Source organism: Mycobacterium sp. NPDC003323, from assembly GCF_053589535.1.
This window is the reverse complement of sequence record NZ_JBSFSB010000001.1, coordinates 1,354,442-1,375,421: the sequence shown is the minus strand read 5'-3', so window position 1 is coordinate 1,375,421 and position 20,980 is coordinate 1,354,442. Positions and strand designations below refer to the sequence as shown.

Sequence of the window (20,980 nt, the reverse complement as noted above, 5' to 3'; positions counted from 1 at the left end):
TCGTCTCCGTTTTCGGCGTCATGTCGAGATGGGTTCGTGGGTGCGTGCCCCATGCCGGGCGGCACCGATCCCCGCGATGACGACGAAGCAGATGCCGGCCAGACCGATCAGGTGCGGCACCTGGCTCAGAATCAGCCAACCCATCAGCATCGCGAAGGCCGGCTCCAAACTCATCAGTGTGCCGAACGCCGCCGAGGTCAGCCGGCGCAGCGCGAGCAGTTCCAGCGCAAACGGTATGACGGGCAACAGGATCGCCAACCCGACCCCGATCAACCAGAGCTGCGGGGTCATCTGCGCGAAGACCGCCGGTCCGGCCACCGCCGAAGCCACCAGCGCGGCGACCGTGATCGACACGGCCAGCCCGTTCAGGCCGCTGACCTGGTCGCCGACCCGCTGGGTCAGCACGATGTAGACACCCCAGCAGAACCCGGCGGCCAGCGCGCATGCCACCCCGATCGGGTCGAAGCTGCCCGACCACGGCTCGGTCAGCAACAACACGCCGACCGCGGCCAGACCCGGCCACACGAACCGGTGTCGGCCGCTGCCCTGCCACACCGCCACGCCCAGCGGGCCGAGGAACTCCAGCGCGCTGGCGGTGCCAAGCGGTATCCGCTCCAGCGCCATCATGAACAGCACGGTGATGCCCGCCGTGGCGACGCCCAGGAGCACGGTGGTCCCGAAGGCCTGCCGGGTGAACGACGACGGCCGGGGCCGCACCAGGATCAACAGCAGGATCGCGGCCCAGAACAGCCGCAGCCAGGCAGCGCCGGTGGCCCCGATATCGTCGATCAGGCCGACCGCGATGGCCGCGCCCAGTTGCACCGAGCACATCGCGGCGATCGCCATGAAGGCCCCGGTCCGGGCGTGGGTGGTCGGCATCCCTGCATTCAACTGTGGGTCATCCGCGGCTGTCCACGAGTTTTCAGCGCGTGCGGTCCGGGAAAGGGTCGTTGCGGAAGTCGATCTGGGCCGCCGCGTTGCTGATCGCGGTGACCATGCCGGAGCCGATCGGCCCCTCGCTGTCGAACAGCGTCGACGTGCCCACGGCGATACCGTCGGCCGACCAGTGCGAGTCGGCCTGCACCCCGATCCACTCGTCGCGCGGCAGCCGTGCCAGCGCCACGGTCAGATCACCGTTGATATAGCCCACTCCGGCGGTGCCGAGATTGGTCACCAGGCTGGTGCCCTCGGCGGCCATCGCGGCCCGCACGAACGGTGAGTTCCGGCTGCCCTCGACGACGTCGATGGTGCGGTTGAGGAGGCGCTTGCGGGAGGTGTTCTGGTGATCGGCGATGGCCCCGGTCCAGCCGATCTCATCGCTGCCGACACCGATCCCGCGGGTCTCGTCACGCTCGGCAGGCATGTCGAACTCGGCCGGTCCCACCCACTCCGCGCCGCGGGGCGGGGACGACAGCCGGTACTGGACAAGCGTCGCGCGGACCACCGTGACACCGTCCTGCACCAACTCGCACTCGGAGTTGCGCACCCGCCGGCCGTCGCGCACCGATGCCAGTTTCACCACCGTCGGAACCCCACGCGCCGCCTTGAACAGGTCCACCGTCAGCCTGGCGGGCAGGAACTGCGGGTCACCGAACTCGGACTCCAGCGCCCGGGCCGCCAGTCCTACCAGCGCCGGCCCGTTGAGGTGGTCGGCACCCCAATGGCTCTGCGCGTAAGCGGTGGGCGCGAAGGTGCCCTGCTCGGTCTGGCGGAAATGGAACGGCCGTTCGGTCATTTCCGCATCGTCGCACGACGAGGTGCGCGACCGGCGATCGGCTACCGCGGGGTGACGATGCCGTGGTCGTAGGCGTACACGATCGCCGCGGCCCGATCACGCAGTCGCAACTTGTCGAAGATGCGCCCGATATGGCTCTTGACGGTGACGCCGGAGATGACGAGTTCGTCGGCGATCTCGGCGTTGGTGCGACCGCGCCCGATCAGCGTGAGCACGTCGAGTTCGCGGCCGGTGAGCTCGGAGACCTGGACCGGACTCGGAGCGTCGGTCGCCGTCCGGTAGGTGGACAGCACCCGGGCCGTCACGGCCGGGTCCAGATAGCTGTCACCGTGCGCCACCGCCCGCACCGCGCGGATCAACTCCTCGGCCGAGGAATCCTTGAGGACGAAACCCGCCGCCCCGGCGCGCAGCACGCCGGAGAGCAACTCGTCCTCGTTGAAGGTGGTCAACGCCAGCACCGGCGGACCGCCGGCAGCGCGTACGCGGCGGGTGGCCTCGATGCCGTCGATCCGCTTCATCCGCAGGTCCATCACCACCACGTCCACCGCATGCTCGTCCAGCGCCGCGGGCACCTCGTCGCCGTCGGCGCATTCGGCGACGATCACGAAACCGTCCTTGCGACGGAGGATCCGGCGCAGACCCGAACGCACCAGATCCTGATCGTCGACGAGCAGTACGGCGATGTCGATCCAGCCGCCGTCCCCGTTGAGATCCATCCGCTTCCCGTCGCTATCCGCCGCAGCGTCCGGCGTTGCGCGGGGTGCCGTTCATCCCCAGCGGAACCTCCGCGTGCACCGACCAGCCCTGCCCTGTCGAACCGATATCGATCACCCCGCCGAGCAGTTGCACGCGTTGGCGCATACCGCGCACGCCGCGGCCGTCAGCAGCGCGGCGCGTCCGGGCGGTGACGGCACCCACCGGCAGTTCGTTGACCACCGACAGTTCGACGCGGTCGTCGCAGACCGCCAGCGTCACCGTCGATCTGGAGTCCGGTGCGTGCTTGGCGATATTGGACAACGATTCCTGCGTGATGCGGTACAGCGCCAAGCCGACCGTCGGCGACAACGACCCGGTGGCCCCTTCGGTGCGCAGCGTGACCGTGAGTCCTGCGCGCGCGAAATCATCGGTGAGGCGGGCGATATCGTCGACCCCGGGCTCCGGGGCAATCTTCATCGGGGTGCCGTCGAGCAGTCCGACGGTGCGCCGGATATCGGCCATCGCCTCGCGTCCCAACTTTTCGGCGTCCTCCAAAGCGTCCACGGCATCGTCGATATCGCGATCCTCCTGCAGCGCGCGTCGCGCACCGGTCAGATGCAGCAGCGTGACCGACAGCGAATGCGCGATCACGTCGTGCACCTCGCGCGCGATGCGACGGCGCTCATCGGCGGCGGCATGTTCGGCCAGCGCGTCCTGCGCCGCCCGCTGCCCGATGATGAGCTGTTGCTGGATGCGCATCAGATACCCCACCAGCCAACCCATCCCGAGCACGCACAGGTACAGCCAGACACCCTCCAGACGTCCGGACGCGGCCGCCGCCCCCAGCATGGCGGCCGCCGATGCGGTTGCCACCAGACCGCCCGCCGGCGGCGTCATCGCCGCCACCACACCGACCATCAGCACCAGGATCAGCGGGGCGAAGTCGAACGGAATCGGGGTGGACGTGCCGAACAGGAAGATCGCCGCGGCACCGGACCAGGCACCCCAGATCAGCAAGGGATTGAACGACGCCCCGGCGGCGAAGAAGACGACCAGCGGACACATCGCGATCATGAAACCCACCGGCACCGCGACCAGATAGTCCGAAGCCGGTCGCTGCAGTGTCGAGATCAGCGCGATCAAGGCCAGCGCGGAGTCGGTGGTGAGGACGAATGTCCAGCTCCACCCGAGCTCGTTGAGTTCGTTGTGGCGCTCGAACCGCCTACGCAGGAACTCGGGCACCACGACGCGCATCGGTCAATGGTAGGACCGCGACCCGGCCGTGACCATCATGCCGTGGGCGGGTTCGCCCGTCCTACCACGGTCGGACGGCGGGATCGCGCCGCCGCGAGATCGAGCCACGTAGCCGGGACCGTCAGCGCGCCAGCAGATCGTCGGCGGGTTCATCCCAATGGTCCAGATTGACCGCATGAGTGAGCGGGCGGCGTCGTAACGGGCCGTGCTGTCCCTTCGGCCAGCCCACCACGATGTGGCCGCCGAGCATCCAGTCATCGGGTACGCCCACGGCTTCCCGCAGGATCTTCTCCCCGTCGTAGGACGCCCAGCTGGTCAGGCAGGCACCCAGCCCCTGCGCCCGCGCGGCCAGCAGGAAGTTCTGCATGGCGGGGAATATGGAGCCGCCCAACAGCAGCTCGGAGGCAGTCGGAAAGCGCTTCTGGACGAACAGGACCGAGGTGAACTCCTCGGCGCGGTCGTGCAGTTCGTAGGTGGCCCGGTTGTTGCGCGCCACCAGATCGGTTTCCTGATCGGTCGGACGGCTCATCCCGTAGACGGGCTCGATGACGGCCAGGGCGTGCCGCGCCGCCTCGGCGACCACCGCGCGCTGTTGTGCGGACCGCAGGACGATGAATCGCCAAGCCTGGGCGTTGGCACCCGACGGCGCCCAGGTGGCGGCCTCCAGGCAGCGGGTCAGCGTCGCGTCATCGACCGGCTCATCGGTGAACCGGCGGATCGTCCGCGCGGTCGACAGCACCTCCCAGATGTCACTGCTCGCTGTGGCCATGTCGGCACCATAGCGTGCGGTCATCCCATCGTGGCGGCGCCCGCCACCGGCGCTGGGTGGCGAACACTTCTCAGTCCCCCAGCGCGACGATGCGCACCGCGGTGAAGACGCGTCTGGCGATCCGCCAGCCGGCGTCGGTGCGGACCAGTTCGTCGTCGTAGATGCCGACCGCGTTGACACCGGATGTGTTGTCCGCGGCGAGGATCAGACCGTCGACGTAGCTGCGGGCGGTGGCCCGGTACCCGTCCAGTTCGATCACGATATTGGACAGCCGGTGCATGGTGTGCCCGGCCAGCGCATGCGATCGATCCATGAAGTCGGTGACGGCGTCGACGCCCTCGAAGGTGCCGATCTGGCCATAGTCCAGCACGCAGTCGGGGGCGAACGCGGTGCGGAAGGTGGTCCAGTCCCGGCGATCGATACCGGTGGCGTAGCGCAGCAGGGTCTCGGTGATATCGGCGCGGTCGCGGTGAGCGTCGGTCATGGCGGTCTTCCGTCTGGGTCAGCTGACCGCCGAGACTACGGGCCGGGGTGCCCTCGGATAGGGAGTTCGGCCGAAAGCGGGTCGACGCCGTGCGGGGATCAGGTCGCTCGGGCGGTGATTCGCGCCGACTGGAGAACTGCGCTCGGCGGCAACGATATCCGCTTCAGGTGACTGAGTCGCCCGTGCTTGACTGTCAGGGTGAGCAGATCCACCACCCTCGCCCGGCGCCTCTTCGACCGCCTCGAGCCCGTGCACGCCGTCACCTACTTCGCCCCCGAGGCCCGCACGGCTCTCGATGAGCTCGGCTACCGAGGATTCTGGAGCGGCTACTTCGCCGCGCGGTCGGCACCGCTGGGTGCGGTGGCGCCCGAGGTCGTCACCGCGGTGTTCTACAACTTCGCACCACACCGGGTGGCCAAGGCCTTACCGGCGGCGTGGGAGATCGCCTCGCCGGCAACAGTTCTACGCAGCCGTGAGCGAGCCGCGGTCGCGGCCCTGCGCCGCTACGGCCTGTCCGATGGCGTGGACACGGCCGCGGCGCTGCTGAGCGAGGCGGCCCGCAGCGCGCCGCTGGACGGACGCCCGTTGTTCGCCGCCAATCTCGCACTGCCCTGGCCCGACGAACCACTGGCGCGGCTCTGGCACGCCAGCACCCTGCTGCGCGAACACCGCGGTGACGGCCACATCGCGGTGCTCAACGTGCACGGCATCAGCGGGCGGGAAGCCAATGTGCTGCACGCCGCCGCGGGCCGAGTACCGACCGAGATGATCATGCGCAGTCGCGATTACGACGAGCAGCTGTGGCAGGAGCAGGTCGACCGGCTCGCCGCCCGCGGACTGCTGGACCGGTCCGGGACGCTCACCGACGCCGGCGCCGAGCTCAAGGCTCGGGTCGAGGAGGCCACCGACCAGCTGGCGCTCTCGGCCTTCGACGTCCTCGACGATGATGAGCTGGCCACGTTGTTCCGGGTCTTGACCCCGCTGACCCGCTTGGTCGTTGCCGGCGGTGACGTCCCGTCGGCCACGCCGATGGGCCTGGACCGCGGCGATCTGGACAACGACGGCATCTGATCGGGCTCAGCGCGGGGCGTACATGATCAACCCGACGCCCGCCAGGCAGACGAGAGCCCCCGCGATGTCCCAGCGGTCGGGCCGGAACCCGTCGGCGACCATGCCCCAGATCAATGAGCCGGCCACGAACACACCGCCATAGGCGGCGAGTACCCGGCCGAAGTGTGCGTCGGGCTGGAACGCGGCCACGAATCCGTAGGCGCCGAGCGCGATCACGCCCGCCCCGACCCACAACCAACCGCGGTGCTCACGGACGCCCTGCCAGACCAGCCAGGCGCCGCCGATCTCCAGGATCGCGGCCAGCACGAACAGAACCATCGATTTGAGCACCATCACGGGTACCAGCCTGCCGTGAGCGTGCGGAAAGTGCGGTAGGGACCCGGCGTGTCCGCAGCAGACCCGCACGCTCGCCGGGAAGTCAGGGGCGGTTGCGGTTCCATTCGAGCCAGCCCACCCCGGACCGCCCGTCGGCGGTGCTGACGGTCGCCCAGGCCCGCGGGAAGTGGCTGACCCGGCCGTCCTGGGCGGTCAGCAGCACCGGAGCCTGTCCCTGCACCTGCGCCACGGCGACCACACCCACCGGCGCCAGCGACACGGTGGTGGCCACCGGCAGGTCATCGGCGCCGAACTCCTCGGTGGCGGTCACCCCGGACAGTTCGTGCAGCGCCTCCCCCTCACGCTGCAGATAACCGATGCCCATCGGTCCCATGCCGGGGATGCGCAGATCGACCCCGTGCAAATGGGTCCCGTCGTCCAGATGCAGCGCGCTCCACACCCATTCCATGCTCCACCAGTCCCGCACACCCCAGGAGTGATCGCGCTGTCCGGGCACCGAGGCCAACTCGTAGCGGTGACCGTCGGCCGACGCCGAACCCGTTACGTGGCAGGCGATCTCGTACCGGGGCGTCACCCGGTACAGATACGGCGTACTGACGGAGGTGAACTCCAGATCCAGCGCGACGTCGACCGGCCGGCCCTGCTCACCGCGCAGCAGGCCGGCGGGGTCGTCGTAGGCCTGCCCGCTTCCCTGCAGCGTCACGCGGTGGCTCTGTAGCGGCACCGTCGCGGCAAGGTCCAACGCGATGTCCTCGGTGCGTACCGAGAACGGATCGTCGGGCAGCGCCACGGCCATGTCGTTGACGGCAACGGTCGGCAGCCCGGGCCCACAGAGCAGCGCCTGCACCCAGGCCGTCTGTTGATGGGGAATCAGGCCCAACCGCACCCAGCCGCCGACACCCTGTGCGGCGTCGACAAAGTCGAAATACCAGCTCTCGTTCCACAGTTCCTCCTCGCCGGGCGGGTGTGCGCCCTCGTCGGCGGGTAGCGGGATCAACGGCTCGGGCACCGTCGCGGCCGGCAGCATCTGCAGCGCGTCGGTGTCGAGCACGTGGGCGCAGTGCCGCGCCAGCATCGTCATGAACATCTCGTCACCGCGCTCGGTGCGCTCGACCAGCATCGAGGACACGATGGCCATCATCACGCCGAAGAAGCTCGCCCGGCGTACCCCGTCCCGCACATCCTGCAGAGACAGCGGTGCATCGGGGCCCAGAGCGTCGTGATAGGCGGCGAGCAGATCGTCGTAGTGGGCGCGGCGCACCTCGTCGGGCAGCGCACACCCGAGGAAGTAGGCGACATCGGTCAGCGCCGGCCCGCGGGTCACGGTCTGCCAGTCGACGACGGTCAGCGGACGCTGCGATCCGGCCTGGCCGAACAACATGTTGTCCAACCGGTAGTCGCCGTGCACCAGACCCTGCACCGACGTCGCCTCGGCCGCCAGATATTCGTCGAAGGCCGCCACCAGGCGCTCGCAGACCTGCCGGTGCTCATCGGCGATCCGGTCGCCGAACCGCTCGGTGAAACCGGCCCACAGGCCGGCCAGCAGCGCCTGGCTGACCGGTGCCTCGCGGTTGAGCCAGGCGGCCTCGGCGAGCGCGTCGTCACTCAGCAGCGGACCGTGCACCCGGCCCAGCTGCCCCAGTGCCAGGCCGGCCTGTTCAACTGTGGCGCCGCGGATCTCGTCACCGACCACGGCCGGGGCGGCATCGCCGAGCAGCAGGTCGAAGGCACCGGTCTCGGCGTCGTAGGCGTGGTGATGACACGGCGCGAACGGTCCGGCCAGCTTCGGGGCGATATCGGAATAGAAGCGGACCTCGCGTTCGTAGAGCCCCAGGGCCAGGCCGGTCTGTCTACTGTTGGGATCGGCGGCGGCAACCTTGAGCACCACACTGGCCGGGCCGGAGTCGCCGTCGGCGTAGCGCAGCGTGACGCGGTAGCACTCGCTCATCTGGCCGGTGCCGATCCGCTCGAACTCGTGACCGACGACGGTCGGTCCGCCCAGGGCGGCCGTGAGCCATCCGTCGGTCAGGTCGGTGGGACGCTCGATCAATGTCGGATGCACAGTGGCAACCTAGCAGTGGCGCCGGTCACATATGACAGGTGTCAACTGTTATGGCATTCCGTCGGGGTGGCCGGCACGTCCAGCGACGGATTGCGGTCGAAGAAGCCGAACGGCTTCAGCCAGAACGACACCACATCGGCCGGCATCACCGGCCAGTCCTCGGGCCGGGTGATGTGGTGGATGCCGAAGACGTACCAGAGCACGACATCGGTGTTCTCGATGCTGCGGTTGGCCTTCGTCCATTCGCCGAGCCCGGTATCGGCCACGGACTGATTGACGAATTCGCCGGCGGGCCAACGCTCCTCGGCGCTGTTCGGGGTCACCCACAGGGTATGACCGATGACGTTGGCGCGCCGCAGCACCGGCGAGTCCGGGTCGAACATCGCCGGAATCGCCCCGGTCGGGACCAGCTTGTAGCCGGGATGGGTGCCCAGGCCGTTGACGACGTTGGTGTTGACCACCTTCCAGCAGCGCTGGGTCGCGAAGTCGACGTCCTGTTTGCCCTGCTGCTCGTCGCGCAGTGCGGTATTGCGCGTCACCAGCGACAGACCGTGCGGATTGTCCGGGCCGATGGGTTCGGCGTAGGACTCCGACATGTAGACGGTGTTGTCCGGACCGTCGATGTCCAGGTCGATACGGGCGACCAGGAAGTGCTGGTGAAACGGCGCATAGGTGCGTTCGTCGACCAGGGTGCCGTTGGGGCTGGCCCGCCCGGCCGCCAGCGGCGTGGTGACCATGATGCCGGTGGCCCGCACCTCGCATTCGATGTTGCCGTCCTGATACAGCCGCCAGTAGACGAGGTATTCGTAGTTGGCGACGGTGACGTGGAAGGAGATCGTCAACCGCCGCATCCGGCGCACCTCGGCACCGCTGTGATGGTCGACGTGCTTCCAGAGCACGGCGTTGTCCTCTTCGTGTACGCAGATGGCGTTGTCGATGGTGTACGGCGTGCCCGTGCTGTCGTGCAGGACGGCGTCCAGATAGCGGATCTCACCCAGGCAGTCACAACCCAGGGTCAGCGAGGTGGTCATGAATCCCAGACCCCACTCACCGATGTCGAAGGCCGTGCGCCGGTAGTGATCGGCCGACGGGTCCCGGTAGGGCACTACCATCTCGGCGAACGACAGCCGGTGCGCCACAGGGCGTTCCCGGCTCCCGTCGCGGTAGGCCACGGTGTGCAACACCATGCCCTCGCGATGGTTGAACCCGATACGCAGCGACCAGTTCTGCCACCGCAGCAGGTTGCCGTCCAGGGTGAAGGACGGCCCCTCGGGCTGGCTGATGTGCAGCGGGGTCAGGGGCTCACGGTGCTGCTCGGCGCGGATGCGCTCGGGCACATGCCGGGGCACGTACTCACCCATGACGGGTGCGATATCGACGGGCTCACCGTCCTCGACACGCAGCACCTCCATGGCGTTGACATCGATGACGCAGTGCAACCCGCTGATCAGATGGGCATACGGGTTCATGCCCGGCCCGTCCTTGAGCCAGGTGTCCGACCAGCCGAGCCTGCGGCCGGCGAACTCGGCCGGGGCGACGGCGTCCCCGTAGGTCCAGGTGTCGAAGAAAACCAGGTCGATATCGTCGATGCCGCGGCGGGCGAGCGCGGCCAGCAGTTCGGGGTGCGTGCGCAACAACTGATCGCACTCGTTGAACTCGTCGACGGTGAAGTTCGCCTGCACGCCCGGGATGTGCTGGAAGGATTCCACCCGGGCCTCGGTGAGCGAGACGACCGCCTTGTGGGTGGTGTTGGCCGCCCGGTTCAGACAGATCGCGTGCGCCCGCCGGGGTGGTCTCGCCCCGCCGGCCGCGAAGGCGCGCAGCTCCGCCTTGGACGGTTCGGCGAGTTCGATCGAGGCGAACCGCCAACCGTCTCCTACCCCGTGTTCGCGACCCAGGATCGCGGCAACCGCACGGAATTCGTCGAGACCCAGCGGGTCCAGCGGGTGCTCCATCCTGAACACGCAACCACACCCACCGCCGGCGTGCGGACGGTTCGGCGCAAGCGTTACCGAGCTGCCAGGGTGAACCCGTCCCAGGCCTGCCGGCGCTCGGAATGCGGGTCGTACTCCAGGTGGGTGCGCCGGTCGAACACCAGCACCGCCCGCATGCTGTCCTCATAGCGCGGCCACCCTTCGCCGGGGGTACCGGTCCGGCTGAACGCACGCCAGTGGGCCTGCACCTCGCGGCTGACCCGCCGCGCCGAACCGGCATCGGCTGCGGCGGTCAACAATCCGCCCAGCCGGGTGCGGTAGATCCCGAACACCGCCAGCAGCTCGGTCGCGTGCGTGGCACCCATCCCCGACCAGTGCAGGATGCGCGGCGCGTAGTCGTAGCGGTACACGTGCGTCGGTGCATGCCTGCTGTGCGCGTTGGCGATATCCCAGGTGGCAGAACCGAATGCGAAGTCGCCGCCCAGCCTGACACAGGCCCGCCGGGCCGGATAATCCGGATACGCCGCCAGGATGCGGTCCCGGGTGTCGGCGTCGGCGCCGGACAACAGCATCTCGATGGCCTGCTCGTTCATCGGCAGCAACTGCAGGAACCGGGTGAACAGCTTGCCCTCGTCGGCGTTGGTCCCGACGATCAACGGCAACCGGTGCGCGTCACCGGACGCCATCGCCTGCACCGGATCCTGGGGCAGCAGTTCGGTGCCGCAGGTGGGGCCGGCCGGGAAGGCTCCCGGCATGTCTTGACCGCCGCGTGCGATGAGCTTGTCCAGTGCGGTGACGAGCTCGGCGGGCCGCGCCGCCTTGACCGCCGCGGCGCCGTCGGCCGCGGATGCGCCGAGCAGGCCGGCGAACTGTTCGGCGAAGGCGGCCGCCGCGTCCGGTGTCCGGACCATACCGCTGGCGGGGCTCTGCGAAATGGCTTGCGCGAACAGTCCTTTGGCCTGAGGAACCGCCATCAGGGTCGCGACGGCGTGCGCCCCTGCGCTCTCACCGAAGATGGTGACGTTGTCCGGATCACCGCCGAAGACCGCGATGTTGTCACGCACCCAGCGCAACGCCAGCAGCAGGTCGGCCAGGTACAGGTTGCCGTCGATCGGATGTTCCGGAGTCGACAGCGCGGACAGGTCGAAACACCCCAGCGCGCCGAGTCGGTAGTTGACCGAAACGTACACACAGCCCCGCTTGGCCAGTGCGACGCCGTCATAGATGGGCGTGGCCGAGCTGCCCATGATGTAGCCGCCGCCGTGTATGAAGAACATCACCGGCAGCGGCCCGTCGTCCTCGGGTGACTCGGGGGCCACCACGTTCAGCGTCAGGCAGTCCTCGCTCATCGGCTGGTACTTGCCGACCCCGAGCAGGGTGTACATCTTCTGCTGCGGCGCACAGTAGGTGTATCCGTGGCAGTACCGCACCCCCGGCCAGGGCTCGGCCGGCACGGGGGCCCGATAACGCAACGCGCCCACCGGTGCTTTCGCATACGGGATGGAACGCCACCGATGCACCCCGTCCTTGGTGAACCCCTCGACGGTGCCCGTGCCGATGCGGGCACGGACCGTATGTTCGTGCATGACGCCGACGTTAGCGAACAACCGGCAGTTCGCACCTGCCTTGCGGGGGCCGCGTCGCGGTCGGGCTACCCTGACCGGATGCGGTGGATGGTGGTGCTGGCGGCATCTGCGCTGATGGCGGGCTGTTCGTCGGGACCCGACGCGGTGCCCACCCGCACCCCGTTATCCGTCCCCGCCAAGTCCACCTCCGCGGCGACCGCTACGACGACGGCGGTCCCGACCACGTCGACCACGACCGCGACGACCGCATCGGCGCCGCCGTCGGCCGGTGCCGACCTGGCCGATGTCATCGCTTGGATCGAGGCGGCCGAACCCGCGCCGGCGGCGCGGTTCGGCAGCGTCTCGCGTGAGGGCACCAGCACCGCGGTCGACGGTATCGCCTTCAGCACCGACACGGTGAACTGCATCAGCACCGCCGCGTACCGCGACGGGGCGCTGACCTGCCTGGTGGACCTGGACGACCCGCCGCCGCGTCCCGCGGATGCGGTCTCGGTGTGGAAGGGAAACTGGGTCGACTTCGACGGTGCGGCGGTTCAGATCGGTTCGGTGCGTGGCGATCCCGGGCCGTTCCGCGAGGGCGCGGGTGCGGACCTGCCGGCCGGGAACTCGTTGAGTTTCGGTGATTACCGCTGCCGCGCCGATACTGCCGCCGTGTTGTGCGTGAACTATGCGCAACGTTCGGCGCTGCGGATGGGCGCCGACGGTGTCGACGGGTTCGGCTGCCTCACCCCGGCGCAGGCGCCGTCCGGGATCGGGGTGCGGCTGTCCTGCTGAGACATCTCAGCAGGACAGGAAGGAGACCAGTTCGCTGCAGAACGTCTGCCAGGCCGGTTCGCTCTCGGTGAGCAGGTGGTTGTTGCTGGGCAGGGTGACCAGTCGCGAGTCCGGGATCAGGGCCGCGAGTTCCTCGCCGTAGCGCAGCGGCACCCGACGGTCGTCGGCGGAGTGCATGACCAGGGTCGGACAGGTCACCCGCCGGGCGGCGTCACGGACGTCGATCCGGCTGAACTCGTCGAGGAAGCGCACCGCGTTCTCCGGAGAGGTGGTGCGCCGTTGCAGATGATCGAAGGCCTCCCACTCGGCGCGGGTGCCGTCGGGCAGGAACTGCGCGGCGAAAACCTGCCGGAACGCGGGGTCGTCCCTACCCCAGCCGACCCGCGCCAGATCCAGATCCAATGCTGCGGCACGCTTTTCGTCTTCCCCGACGGCACGCACGGCGCGCCCCCGGGCGTATGCGCCGCACAGCACCAGGTGGGTGACGCGTTCGGGATGCCGCGCCGCGTACACCACCGCCACCGCGCCGCCCTGCGACACCCCCAGCAGCGGAAAGCGCTGCAGGCCCACCGCCTCGACCACCGATTCCAGGTCGGTGACCCAGTCATCGAAAGTGAAATCGCCCGCCTCCCAGTCGGACAGGCCACAGCCGCGTTCGTCGTAACGGATGAAGGTGTGCGCGCCGGCGAGATCGCGCACCCAGTGCCGCCACACCGGACTCTCGATGTCATAACCGAGATGGGTCATCCAGTTGGCGGCCCGCACCAGCGGCGGACCCTGCCCGGCGACGGCGTAGGCCAACCGCACACCGTCGGCGGCATGGCAGAAGGCGATGTGCTGGCGCGGCGCCGTCGGCTGCGGCGGCGCGGTCGACGGCGCCGCGCCGGCCACCGTGCCGACGAACTGGTAGCCACGGCCCCGCACGGTGCGGATGAAGCGCTGCGACTCGCCGTCGTCGCCGAGGGCGCGCCGGGCGGCCTTGATCCGGCTGGTCAGCGCCGCTTCGCCGACGAAACGGCCGCCCCACACCGAATCGAACAGTTCCTCCTTGGTGACGAACCGGTCGTGGTGGGACACCAGTAGCACCAGCACATCGAAGACCTGGGGCTCCACGTGTACCCGCGCACCATCGCGGCGCAGTTCGCACCGCGCGGTGTCGAGCTCGAAATCGGCGAAGCGCCACACGCGTGACGTGGGGACGGTCACGGCCGTGCGGTGCTCTCAGCGCCAGCCGTCGGCGGCCTTGGCGGCGCGCAGCAGGTCCTCGCAGAGCGCGAGCAGCTCGGCTGCGTCGGCGCCCTCATGGATCGCGGTGGTCACATCCTCGGCGGCGCACCTGACCTGGAAGATCCGGTCGGACAGATCGGCGGCCTCCTCGGCGCTGAGCACCACCGCATCCGGTGCCACCGAGGTGCCCTTGACCTGCGCGCGCTGCTCGTAGGCGCGCTGGCGGCAGGACTGCCGGCAGTACTGGCGGCGTCGCCCCATCCCGGCGTCGGGCACTTCGCGGCCACACCAGCGGCACGGCTGGGCGCGGGCGCGTCTCCTCCGTGCCGAGGCGTCCGGCGTAGCGGATGTCACGGGCCGACTGTAGACGGCCGGGCCGGGGTATCGCAGTATCTGCCGTATCCTGGTCAGTTGAGTCGGGGAACTCCAGGGAACCAAATCCAGGTCTGCTGCGTTGATTCTCCGGACCGAAACGCGCGTTGTCGAAGGAGAGTTGAGATGGCTGATCGTGTTCTGAGAGGCAGTCGCCTCGGTGCCGTGAGCTACGAGACCGATCGCAACCACGATCTGGCGCCACGCCAGGTCGCGCGCTACCGCACCGACAACGGTGAGGAGTTCGACGTTCCGTTCGCCGACGACGCCGAGATCCCCGGTACCTGGCTGTGCCGCAACGGTCTGGAGGGCACCCTGATCGAGGGTGATGTCCCCGAGCCGAAGAAGGTCAAGCCGCCCCGTACGCACTGGGACATGCTGCTGGAGCGTCGCTCTGTCGAGGAACTGGAAGAACTGCTCAAGGAGCGCCTCGACATCATCAAGACCAAGCGCCGGGGCTGATACCCGGCGCCGGCCCGGCGCAGCGTGCTACAGCTGCGCCGGCCTGCTGGTCACGCCACGGGCGCGGTCGATGCGTCCGCGCAGTCCCCATTCGGCCACTTTCAACATGGCCTCGCGGATATTCGATCCGCTCATCTTGGACACCCCGAGTTCGCGCTCGGAGAAGGTGATGGGCACCTCGACGACCGTGAAACCGGCGTTGATGGCCCGCCACGTCAGGTCGATCTGGAAGCAGTAGCCCTTGGAGTCGACCGCCGCCAGATCGATCTTCTCGAGCACCTCGCGCCGATAGGCGCGGTAACCGGCGGTGATGTCGTTGATGCCCACACCCAGCAGCACCCGAGCGTAGGTGTTGGCGGTCTTGGACAGCGCGTACCGGCGCCGCGGCCAGTTGCGGATAGCCCCGCCGGGCACATAGCGCGAACCGATCACCACATCGGCGCCGCCGTCGACCGCGGCCAGCAGGCGGCCCAGTTCCTCGGGTGCATGGCTGCCGTCGGCGTCCATCTCGACCAGCACCGCATACTCGCGGCCCAGGCCCCACGCGAAACCGGCCAGGTAGGCCGCTCCCAGACCGTCCTTGCTCATCCGGTGCATGACATGCACGCGGTCCGGGTCGGCCAGCGCCAGTTCGTCGGCGAGTTGGCCGGTGCCGTCGGGGCTGCCGTCGTCGACGATGAGGATGTGGACCTGTGGGAGCGCGGCATGCACCCGGCCCACGATCAACGGCAGGTTGTCCCGCTCGTTGTAGGTGGGGATGATCACCAACGTCCGCGTGCTGGGCGACGCCGGATAGCCGGGGTTCTCCCCCGGGCCACCATTCGGGCTCATGCTGTCTTCTCGTCCTCACTGCCCTGGCCGGGCCGTTCCACTTCGTCCTCGGACGCGGCGGCATCGGAATCCCGGCGGCCGTCTCCGGTGCGCACGGCGGCGGGCTGCCGCCTGCGCACGAACTTCCCATTGTGCAGCATGGCCGCGATCACAGCCGAAAGGCCGATACCCACCAGCACCGCCTGCACCACCGGCCCCCACTGGGTGGCGAAAGTCATGTTCGACCGCAGCTTCACGGCCGTGTCGAGATAGGCCGGCTCGAACCACTCGGTGCGGGCGAGCTCGCGCCCGTCCGGCGCGATCACCGCACTGATCCCGGTGGTGCCCGCGACGACGACATAGCGGTCGTGCTCGACGGCGCGCAGCCGGGCGAAGGCGAGCTGCTGGACGCTCATCGTCTCGTCGAAGGTCGCATTGTTGCTGGGCACCGCGAGCAACTGGGCGCCGCTCTGCACCGACTCGCGCACCGCGCGGTCGAAGATGACCTCCCAGCAGGTGGCCACCCCGATCGGGATACCCGCGGCCTGCACCACCCCGGTGTCGTCGCCGGGAATGAAGTAACCGGCCCGCTGCGCGTAGTCGGAGAACTTCTCGAAGAAGCCCCGCCACGGCAGATACTCGCCGAACGGCTGCACGATCCGTTTGTCGTGCCGGTCGGTCGGTCCGTTCTCCGGATCCCACACCAGCACCGAGTTGGTGGTCACCGGTTGCTCGGCGGAGTACTCGGGAGCGGCCAGCACCGTGCCGACCAGGATCGGAGCCCGGATGGCGCGTGCCGCCTCGGAGATCTGCGCCGCGGCGTCGGTGTTGCGCAGCGGATCGATGTCCGAGGAGTTCTCCGGCCAGATGACGACCATCGGCTGGGGCGCCCGGCCCGCTCGCACATCCTCGGCGAGCCGCAGGGTCTGGGCGACGTGGTTGTCCAGCACCGCCCGGCGTTGAGCGTTGAAATCCAGGCCCAACCGCGGCACGTTGCCCTGGATGGCGGCCACCGTGACCGACGGGTGCTCGCCTGCGCCCACACCGGATTGCCGGACCCCTGGCCAGACCAGCGCGGTGGACAACAGCACCAGGCAGATGCACATGCCGGGCAGGACCGCCTCGGGCCGCGCGGCATCGGAGCTCGATGTTCGGGATCGGCCGGGATGACTACGCCGCCACCACAGCGCGATCTCCAGGGTCAGGGCGGTGAGACTGAACCCGACCAGCGCGGTGGCAGCCGAGACCAGCGGTGCGCCGCCGATCTGCGCCAGCGGCAGCAACGGTCCCTCGGTCTGGCCGAAGCCCACCACACCCCACGGGAATCCGCCGAAGGGCACCGTCGACTTGAGCCACTCCTGCACCGCCCATTGCGCGGCGAACCACACCGGCCATCCCGCGAGCCCGCGGACCACGACGGCGAGCAGTCCGAACACCGCCGGGAACAGCGCCTCCAACAGCGACAGCGCCAACCACGGCCCGGTGCCCACGAACAAGCCGACCCACGGCAGCAGCGGCAGATGGAAGGCCAGACCGAACAGCAGGCCGTAACCGAATCCGCCGGCCCGGGTGGTCTGCGTGCGGGTCACCACCCAGCCCAGCAGTGCCAGCGCCGGGAACGCCGACCACCACCAGCCCGTCGGCGGGAAGCTCAGATACAACAGCGCGCCGCCGGCGATCGAGGCCAGCAGCCGGATCCACCGCGCGATCAGAGCGCGCCGGAACGCGCCGGCGAGACGGGCACCCCGGCCGGGTGTGCCGTCAGCCATGTATCACCGCGCCGCGGTGCACCGCGCGCACACAGCGCGGCAACGCGGCCGCGTCGTCCAGGCGCGGCAGGGCCGGCACCCGTGAGCGTGGGTCGGTCGACCAGCGTGCCGCGGTGTCGTCGGCGGAGGTGGCCACCTCCAGCGGCCCGGTGTCCCAGATGGCGTAGGAGGCCGGTGCTCCGGGCACCAGCGTTCCGGTGACGCCGTCGCGGACGCCGCCGGCCCGCCACGCGCCGCGGGTGGCCGCAGAGAACGCCGCGCGGGCCGAGATCCCGCTGCCGGGCGTCCGGTGGTGCACCGCGGCGCGGACGGTGGCCCACGGGTCCAGCCCGGTCACCGGACTGTCGGAGCCGAAGGCAAGGGGCACGCCTTGGGATGCTAACAGCGCGAACGGATTCAGCAACGCGGCCCGATCGCCGCCCAGACGCTGGGCGTACATGCCGTCCGGCCCGCCCCAGAGCGCGTCGAAATTCGGTTGCAGGCTACCGATGACACCCCACCGTCCCAGGTCGGCCGCCTGGTCGGCGGTGACCATCTCCAGGTGTTCCAGGCGGTGCCCGCAGCGTGCGACGGCGGGGCCACCGAACTGGTCGACGACGACTCGCAACGACTCGACGACCGCGCTCACCGCGGCATCGCCGATCACATGGAACCCGGCGGCGATCCCGGCCTCGGTGCACGCGTGCAGATGCGCGGTGATCTCATCGGGGGTCAGGTAGTGGTTGCCGCAGTGGTGGCCGGCATCGGCATACGGTTCGTGCAACCAGGCCGTGCGTGAGCCGAGGGCGCCGTCGACGAAGAGGTCACCGGCCAGGCCGGCCGCGCCGGTGGTCTCGGTCAGGGCGCGGGCCTGCGCGGCGCTGCGCACCGCCTCACCCCAGTACCCGATGATCTCGACGCCATGCTCGAGGGCCTGCACCGCACGCCAGTCGTCGAGCCCGCCGATGTCGGGGCCGCCGCATTCGTGCACGGCGACGATGCCATGGCCGGCGGCGGCGTCGAGGGCGGCGATCTGGGCGGCGTGCCGCTGCGCCGGTGTGAGCAGATCCCGCGCGACGGCCCGCACCTGATGGTGGGCCTCGGCGGTCAGCGGGCGCTGGGGGTCGTACCCGGCAGCGGCGGTGAGGCCGGCCGCGGCCGTCCGCAGTCCGGTGGAGGCGACCGCCGAATGGACGTCGACGCGGCTCAGATAGGCGGGCCGGGCACCGAGGATGTCGTCGAGGTCGGCGGTGCTGGGCGGGGTGCGGTCGGGCCAGGACGACTCGTCCCACCCCGATCCCCACACGATGCCGTCCGGACGGGTGCGGGCGTACTCGGCGACCAGCGCCAGACACTGCTCGCGGGAGGTGGCCTGCCGCAGATCCAGTCCGGTGAGGCTGAGCCCGGTGGCGGTGAGGTGCACATGACTGTCGACGAAGCCGGGAGCGACGAAAGCCCCGCCCAGATCGACGATGTCGGCGTCGGGGAACTCCGAGCGGGCGGTGTCGTCGGCGCCCAGCCACACCACGGCGCCGGATGGTCCGTCGCTGAAGGCGATCGCGGTGGCGTCGGGGGCGGCCGGGCTGTGCACCCGCCCGTTGATCAACAGAGTCGTCACGAAAGTGACAGGTTAATCGGCCCGGTTGATCCGGTGTTCCAGCGCCGTCGGATCGGGCCGGTGATTGTCGGGGCTGTCGACGTCGACCACGTCGATCACCTCACCGTCGACGTAGTCGCCGGCGGGGCGGGCCTGCTGCGGTCCGAACGCGGCGGGGTAGGTCATCACCAGCGGTGTCGCCGCCAGCCGGCGACCCACCAGCGCCGTGGCGACCGGCCGGGCGATCCGGCGCGTCGGCGGCAGCAACAACAGCGCCCCCAGCACCGAACTGGCCAGACCCGGGATGACGACAAGCACCGCGCCGAGAGCCACCAGGGCGCTGTCGGTGGCCAGCGCACCGGATGCCGAGCGTGCATTCAGCGCGGTCTGCAGCCGGGCCAGGTGCCGGGCGATCTGCGAACCGGCCAGCGCCAGGCCCACCACGAAGGTGACCATCACCGCCAGCACGGTCCAGCCGAACCCGATGGTGGCGATCAGCGCGGCCACCACCGCCAGCTCGACGAGCAGGTAGACACCGAACAAGCGCTTTGCCATATCCGGACAACGTGTGGCGCGGTTCTCGGGTTCCGTACTGCGCAGGACTGCAGAAGCACCCGCTGCGGCTACCACGTTTCAGTCTCGATGGCCGGGGTGCGACGACGCTGAAGCGAGGTAGGCAGAAAGGCTCCGGAGTCCTGCCTGAACTCAGCCGCCCGCCGGGATCGGCAACGAGACTGAGGCCAGGTAGGCCGCGTCGCGGGCTCAGTCGACCGGGCGGACCTCGATGGCGGCGTGCACCTTGTCCACCCCGCCCCGGATGAGGGCCTGCGGAATCCACCACCACGCGTGCCACCAGTAGCGGCGGGTCACCATGTCGAAGACCCGCCGGGTCTCGGATTTGGGCAGGTTACGGGCCACCGCCTCGACCGGCTCCCCCTTGACCTTGCCCAGGACGCCGCACTTCTGGATGGTGACCCGGGGTGTGTTGTTGATCCGTTTGGTCTTCCACGACCCGTCGTCGGTACTGATCAGCAGCTTGCCGTCATGGGGCACGCCCCACACCGGGGTCGGCTTGGGCCGTCCGTCCTTGGTGAAGGTCGTCAGCAGCAGGTACTTCTCGCGGTAGACATCTTCGAAACTCGGAGCCATGCGCTGAGTTCACCACGTCAGAAGATGACGGTCTCGCCGCCATGCCGCACGACGCGGTCCTGGCAGTGCCACAACACCGCGCGTGACAACACCGCGCGCTCGACGTCGGCGCCCAGGCGCACCAGATCCTCGACGGTGTGCGTGTGGTCGACCCGCACGACGTCCTGTTCGATGATCGGGCCTTCGTCGAGGTTCTCGGTGACATAGTGCGCCGTCGCACCGACCAGTTTCACTCCCCGTTCCTTGGCGCGCCGGTAGGTGTTGGCGCCGATGAACGCGGGCAGGAACGAGTGGTGGATGTTGATCAACGGACACCCGACGTCAGCCAGGAATTCGGGTGTGACGATCTGCATGTACCGGGCCAGCACCACCAGATCGACATTGCCGCGCAGTAATTCGAGCTGGCGGGCCTCGGCCTCGGCGCGGGTGTCGCGGGTGGCGGGTATGTAGACGAACGGCACCCCGAACGGCCGTACCTGATCGGCCAGGTCGGGATGGTTGGCGATCACCATGGCCACCGTCATGTCGAGTTCACCGCGCCGGTTGCGCCACAACAGATCGAGCAGGCAATGATCGGCCGTGGAGGCCAGGATCGCGACGCGTTTGGGCTTGGCGGCATCGGTGAAGCGGTAGTCGATGTCGAAGGCCGGAGCGATCCGCGCGGCGAACTCGCGTTCCAGTTCCGGTCCGGCAGCCGCCAGCCCTGGCAGGTGGAACACGGTGCGCTGCAGGAAGGTTCCGTCCTCGGGCTGGGTGGAGTGCTGGTCCAGGGAGATGATGTTGGCGCCGGCCTCGGTGAGGAATGTCGTGACCGCGGCGATGATCCCGCTGTGGTCCGGGCAGCGCAGCAGCAGTCGGCCGATGTCCTTGTAGCGGCTGGCTGTCGCCGTTCCCGCCGGGTGGCTGCCGGTCAT

The 20,980-nt window shown here is 69.3% G+C and carries 21 protein-coding genes; 3 read left to right on the top strand and 18 right to left on the bottom strand.

The genetic code is table 11. From position 1 onward, the window contains the following. Positions 1–18: 18 nt before the first annotated feature. From ACWDUN_RS06410 to ACWDUN_RS06385, 6 genes are all read right to left on the bottom strand, one after another. Positions 19–879, bottom strand: a complete 861-nt coding sequence (locus ACWDUN_RS06410; protein WP_449925970.1) for an EamA family transporter — start codon at positions 877–879, stop codon at positions 19–21. Between the two features lie 43 nt (positions 880–922). Beyond that, positions 923–1,735 (bottom strand): acyl-CoA thioesterase domain-containing protein, encoded by an 813-nt coding sequence (locus tag ACWDUN_RS06405; protein ID WP_449925967.1) that lies wholly within the window; start codon positions 1,733–1,735, stop codon positions 923–925. Positions 1,736–1,776: 41 nt separating this feature from the next. Beyond that, positions 1,777–2,451, bottom strand: coding sequence for a response regulator transcription factor (locus ACWDUN_RS06400; RefSeq protein ID WP_449925964.1), 675 nt, complete (start codon positions 2,449–2,451; stop codon positions 1,777–1,779). 13 nt (positions 2,452–2,464) lie between these two features. Further along, on the bottom strand, positions 2,465–3,685 hold the full coding sequence (locus tag ACWDUN_RS06395) for a sensor histidine kinase (RefSeq protein WP_449925961.1): 1,221 nt from the start codon (positions 3,683–3,685) through the stop codon (positions 2,465–2,467). Positions 3,686–3,806: 121 nt separating this feature from the next. Then, entirely contained in the window at positions 3,807–4,454 is a 648-nt protein-coding gene (locus ACWDUN_RS06390) for a nitroreductase family protein (RefSeq protein WP_449925959.1), read from the bottom strand. Between the two features lie 70 nt (positions 4,455–4,524). Further along, the gene (locus tag ACWDUN_RS06385) at positions 4,525–4,938 is read right to left on the bottom strand and encodes a nuclear transport factor 2 family protein (RefSeq protein WP_449925957.1); all 414 of its coding nucleotides are present in this window, start codon (positions 4,936–4,938) and stop codon (positions 4,525–4,527) included. Between the two features lie 198 nt (positions 4,939–5,136). Here ACWDUN_RS06385 and ACWDUN_RS06380 point away from each other — a divergent pair, with 198 nt between their 5' ends. Further along, positions 5,137–6,009, top strand: coding sequence for an SCO6745 family protein (locus tag ACWDUN_RS06380; RefSeq protein ID WP_449925954.1), 873 nt, complete (start codon positions 5,137–5,139; stop codon positions 6,007–6,009). 6 nt (positions 6,010–6,015) lie between these two features. Here the strand turns inward: ACWDUN_RS06380 and ACWDUN_RS06375 are convergent, their stop codons facing one another. The 4 genes from ACWDUN_RS06375 to ACWDUN_RS06360 all read right to left on the bottom strand — a co-directional run bounded on the left by ACWDUN_RS06375 (position 6,016) and on the right by ACWDUN_RS06360 (position 11,927). Further along, positions 6,016–6,342, bottom strand: coding sequence for a YnfA family protein (locus ACWDUN_RS06375; RefSeq protein ID WP_449926328.1), 327 nt, complete (start codon positions 6,340–6,342; stop codon positions 6,016–6,018). A gap of 85 nt (positions 6,343–6,427) precedes the next feature. Then, the gene (locus ACWDUN_RS06370) at positions 6,428–8,407 is read right to left on the bottom strand and encodes a DUF7064 domain-containing protein (RefSeq protein ID WP_449925951.1); all 1,980 of its coding nucleotides are present in this window, start codon (positions 8,405–8,407) and stop codon (positions 6,428–6,430) included. A gap of 41 nt (positions 8,408–8,448) precedes the next feature. Continuing rightward, positions 8,449–10,362, bottom strand: coding sequence for a primary-amine oxidase (locus ACWDUN_RS06365; protein ID WP_449925948.1), 1,914 nt, complete (start codon positions 10,360–10,362; stop codon positions 8,449–8,451). Between the two features lie 53 nt (positions 10,363–10,415). Continuing rightward, positions 10,416–11,927, bottom strand: a complete 1,512-nt coding sequence (locus tag ACWDUN_RS06360; RefSeq protein ID WP_449925945.1) for a carboxylesterase/lipase family protein — start codon at positions 11,925–11,927, stop codon at positions 10,416–10,418. A gap of 78 nt (positions 11,928–12,005) precedes the next feature. Here ACWDUN_RS06360 and ACWDUN_RS06355 point away from each other — a divergent pair, with 78 nt between their 5' ends. Beyond that, positions 12,006–12,701, top strand: a complete 696-nt coding sequence (locus ACWDUN_RS06355) for a hypothetical protein (RefSeq protein ID WP_449925943.1) — start codon at positions 12,006–12,008, stop codon at positions 12,699–12,701. A gap of 6 nt (positions 12,702–12,707) precedes the next feature. On the opposite strand, the gene ACWDUN_RS06350 is transcribed toward ACWDUN_RS06355, so the two are convergent. Together ACWDUN_RS06350 and ACWDUN_RS06345 are read right to left on the bottom strand one after the other, a co-directional pair. Further along, positions 12,708–13,907, bottom strand: coding sequence for an alpha/beta fold hydrolase (locus tag ACWDUN_RS06350; protein WP_449925940.1), 1,200 nt, complete (start codon positions 13,905–13,907; stop codon positions 12,708–12,710). A gap of 15 nt (positions 13,908–13,922) precedes the next feature. Next, on the bottom strand, positions 13,923–14,282 hold the full coding sequence (locus tag ACWDUN_RS06345; RefSeq protein ID WP_449925937.1) for a hypothetical protein: 360 nt from the start codon (positions 14,280–14,282) through the stop codon (positions 13,923–13,925). Between the two features lie 144 nt (positions 14,283–14,426). Between ACWDUN_RS06345 and rbpA the strand changes: the two genes are divergently transcribed. Continuing rightward, positions 14,427–14,762 carry an RNA polymerase-binding protein RbpA gene (gene rbpA, locus ACWDUN_RS06340; protein ID WP_019512961.1) on the top strand — a complete coding sequence of 112 codons (336 nt, stop codon included), beginning with the start codon at positions 14,427–14,429 and terminating at the stop codon, positions 14,760–14,762. A gap of 27 nt (positions 14,763–14,789) precedes the next feature. Here rbpA and ACWDUN_RS06335 read toward each other — a convergent pair whose 3' ends face one another. The 6 genes from ACWDUN_RS06335 to purU form a co-directional block, all read right to left on the bottom strand. Next, complete coding sequence (locus tag ACWDUN_RS06335) at positions 14,790–15,593, bottom strand: polyprenol monophosphomannose synthase (RefSeq protein ID WP_449925930.1); 804 nt, start codon at positions 15,591–15,593, stop codon at positions 14,790–14,792. Further along, positions 15,590–17,341, bottom strand: coding sequence for an apolipoprotein N-acyltransferase (gene lnt, locus ACWDUN_RS06330; protein ID WP_449925927.1), 1,752 nt, complete (start codon positions 17,339–17,341; stop codon positions 15,590–15,592). Before lnt ends, ACWDUN_RS06335 begins: the two co-directional genes overlap by 4 nt. Further along, a complete protein-coding gene (locus ACWDUN_RS06325; RefSeq protein WP_449925925.1) occupies positions 17,334–18,938 on the bottom strand; it encodes an amidohydrolase in 1,605 nt (534 codons plus the stop codon). Before ACWDUN_RS06325 ends, lnt begins: the two co-directional genes overlap by 8 nt. 12 nt (positions 18,939–18,950) lie before the next feature. Next, entirely contained in the window at positions 18,951–19,472 is a 522-nt protein-coding gene (locus ACWDUN_RS06320; RefSeq protein WP_449925922.1) for an FxsA family protein, read from the bottom strand. Positions 19,473–19,679: 207 nt separating this feature from the next. After that, a complete protein-coding gene (locus ACWDUN_RS06315; protein ID WP_449925919.1) occupies positions 19,680–20,066 on the bottom strand; it encodes a PPOX class F420-dependent oxidoreductase in 387 nt (128 codons plus the stop codon). 17 nt (positions 20,067–20,083) lie between these two features. Continuing rightward, a complete protein-coding gene (purU, locus tag ACWDUN_RS06310; RefSeq protein WP_449925917.1) occupies positions 20,084–20,980 on the bottom strand; it encodes a formyltetrahydrofolate deformylase in 897 nt (298 codons plus the stop codon).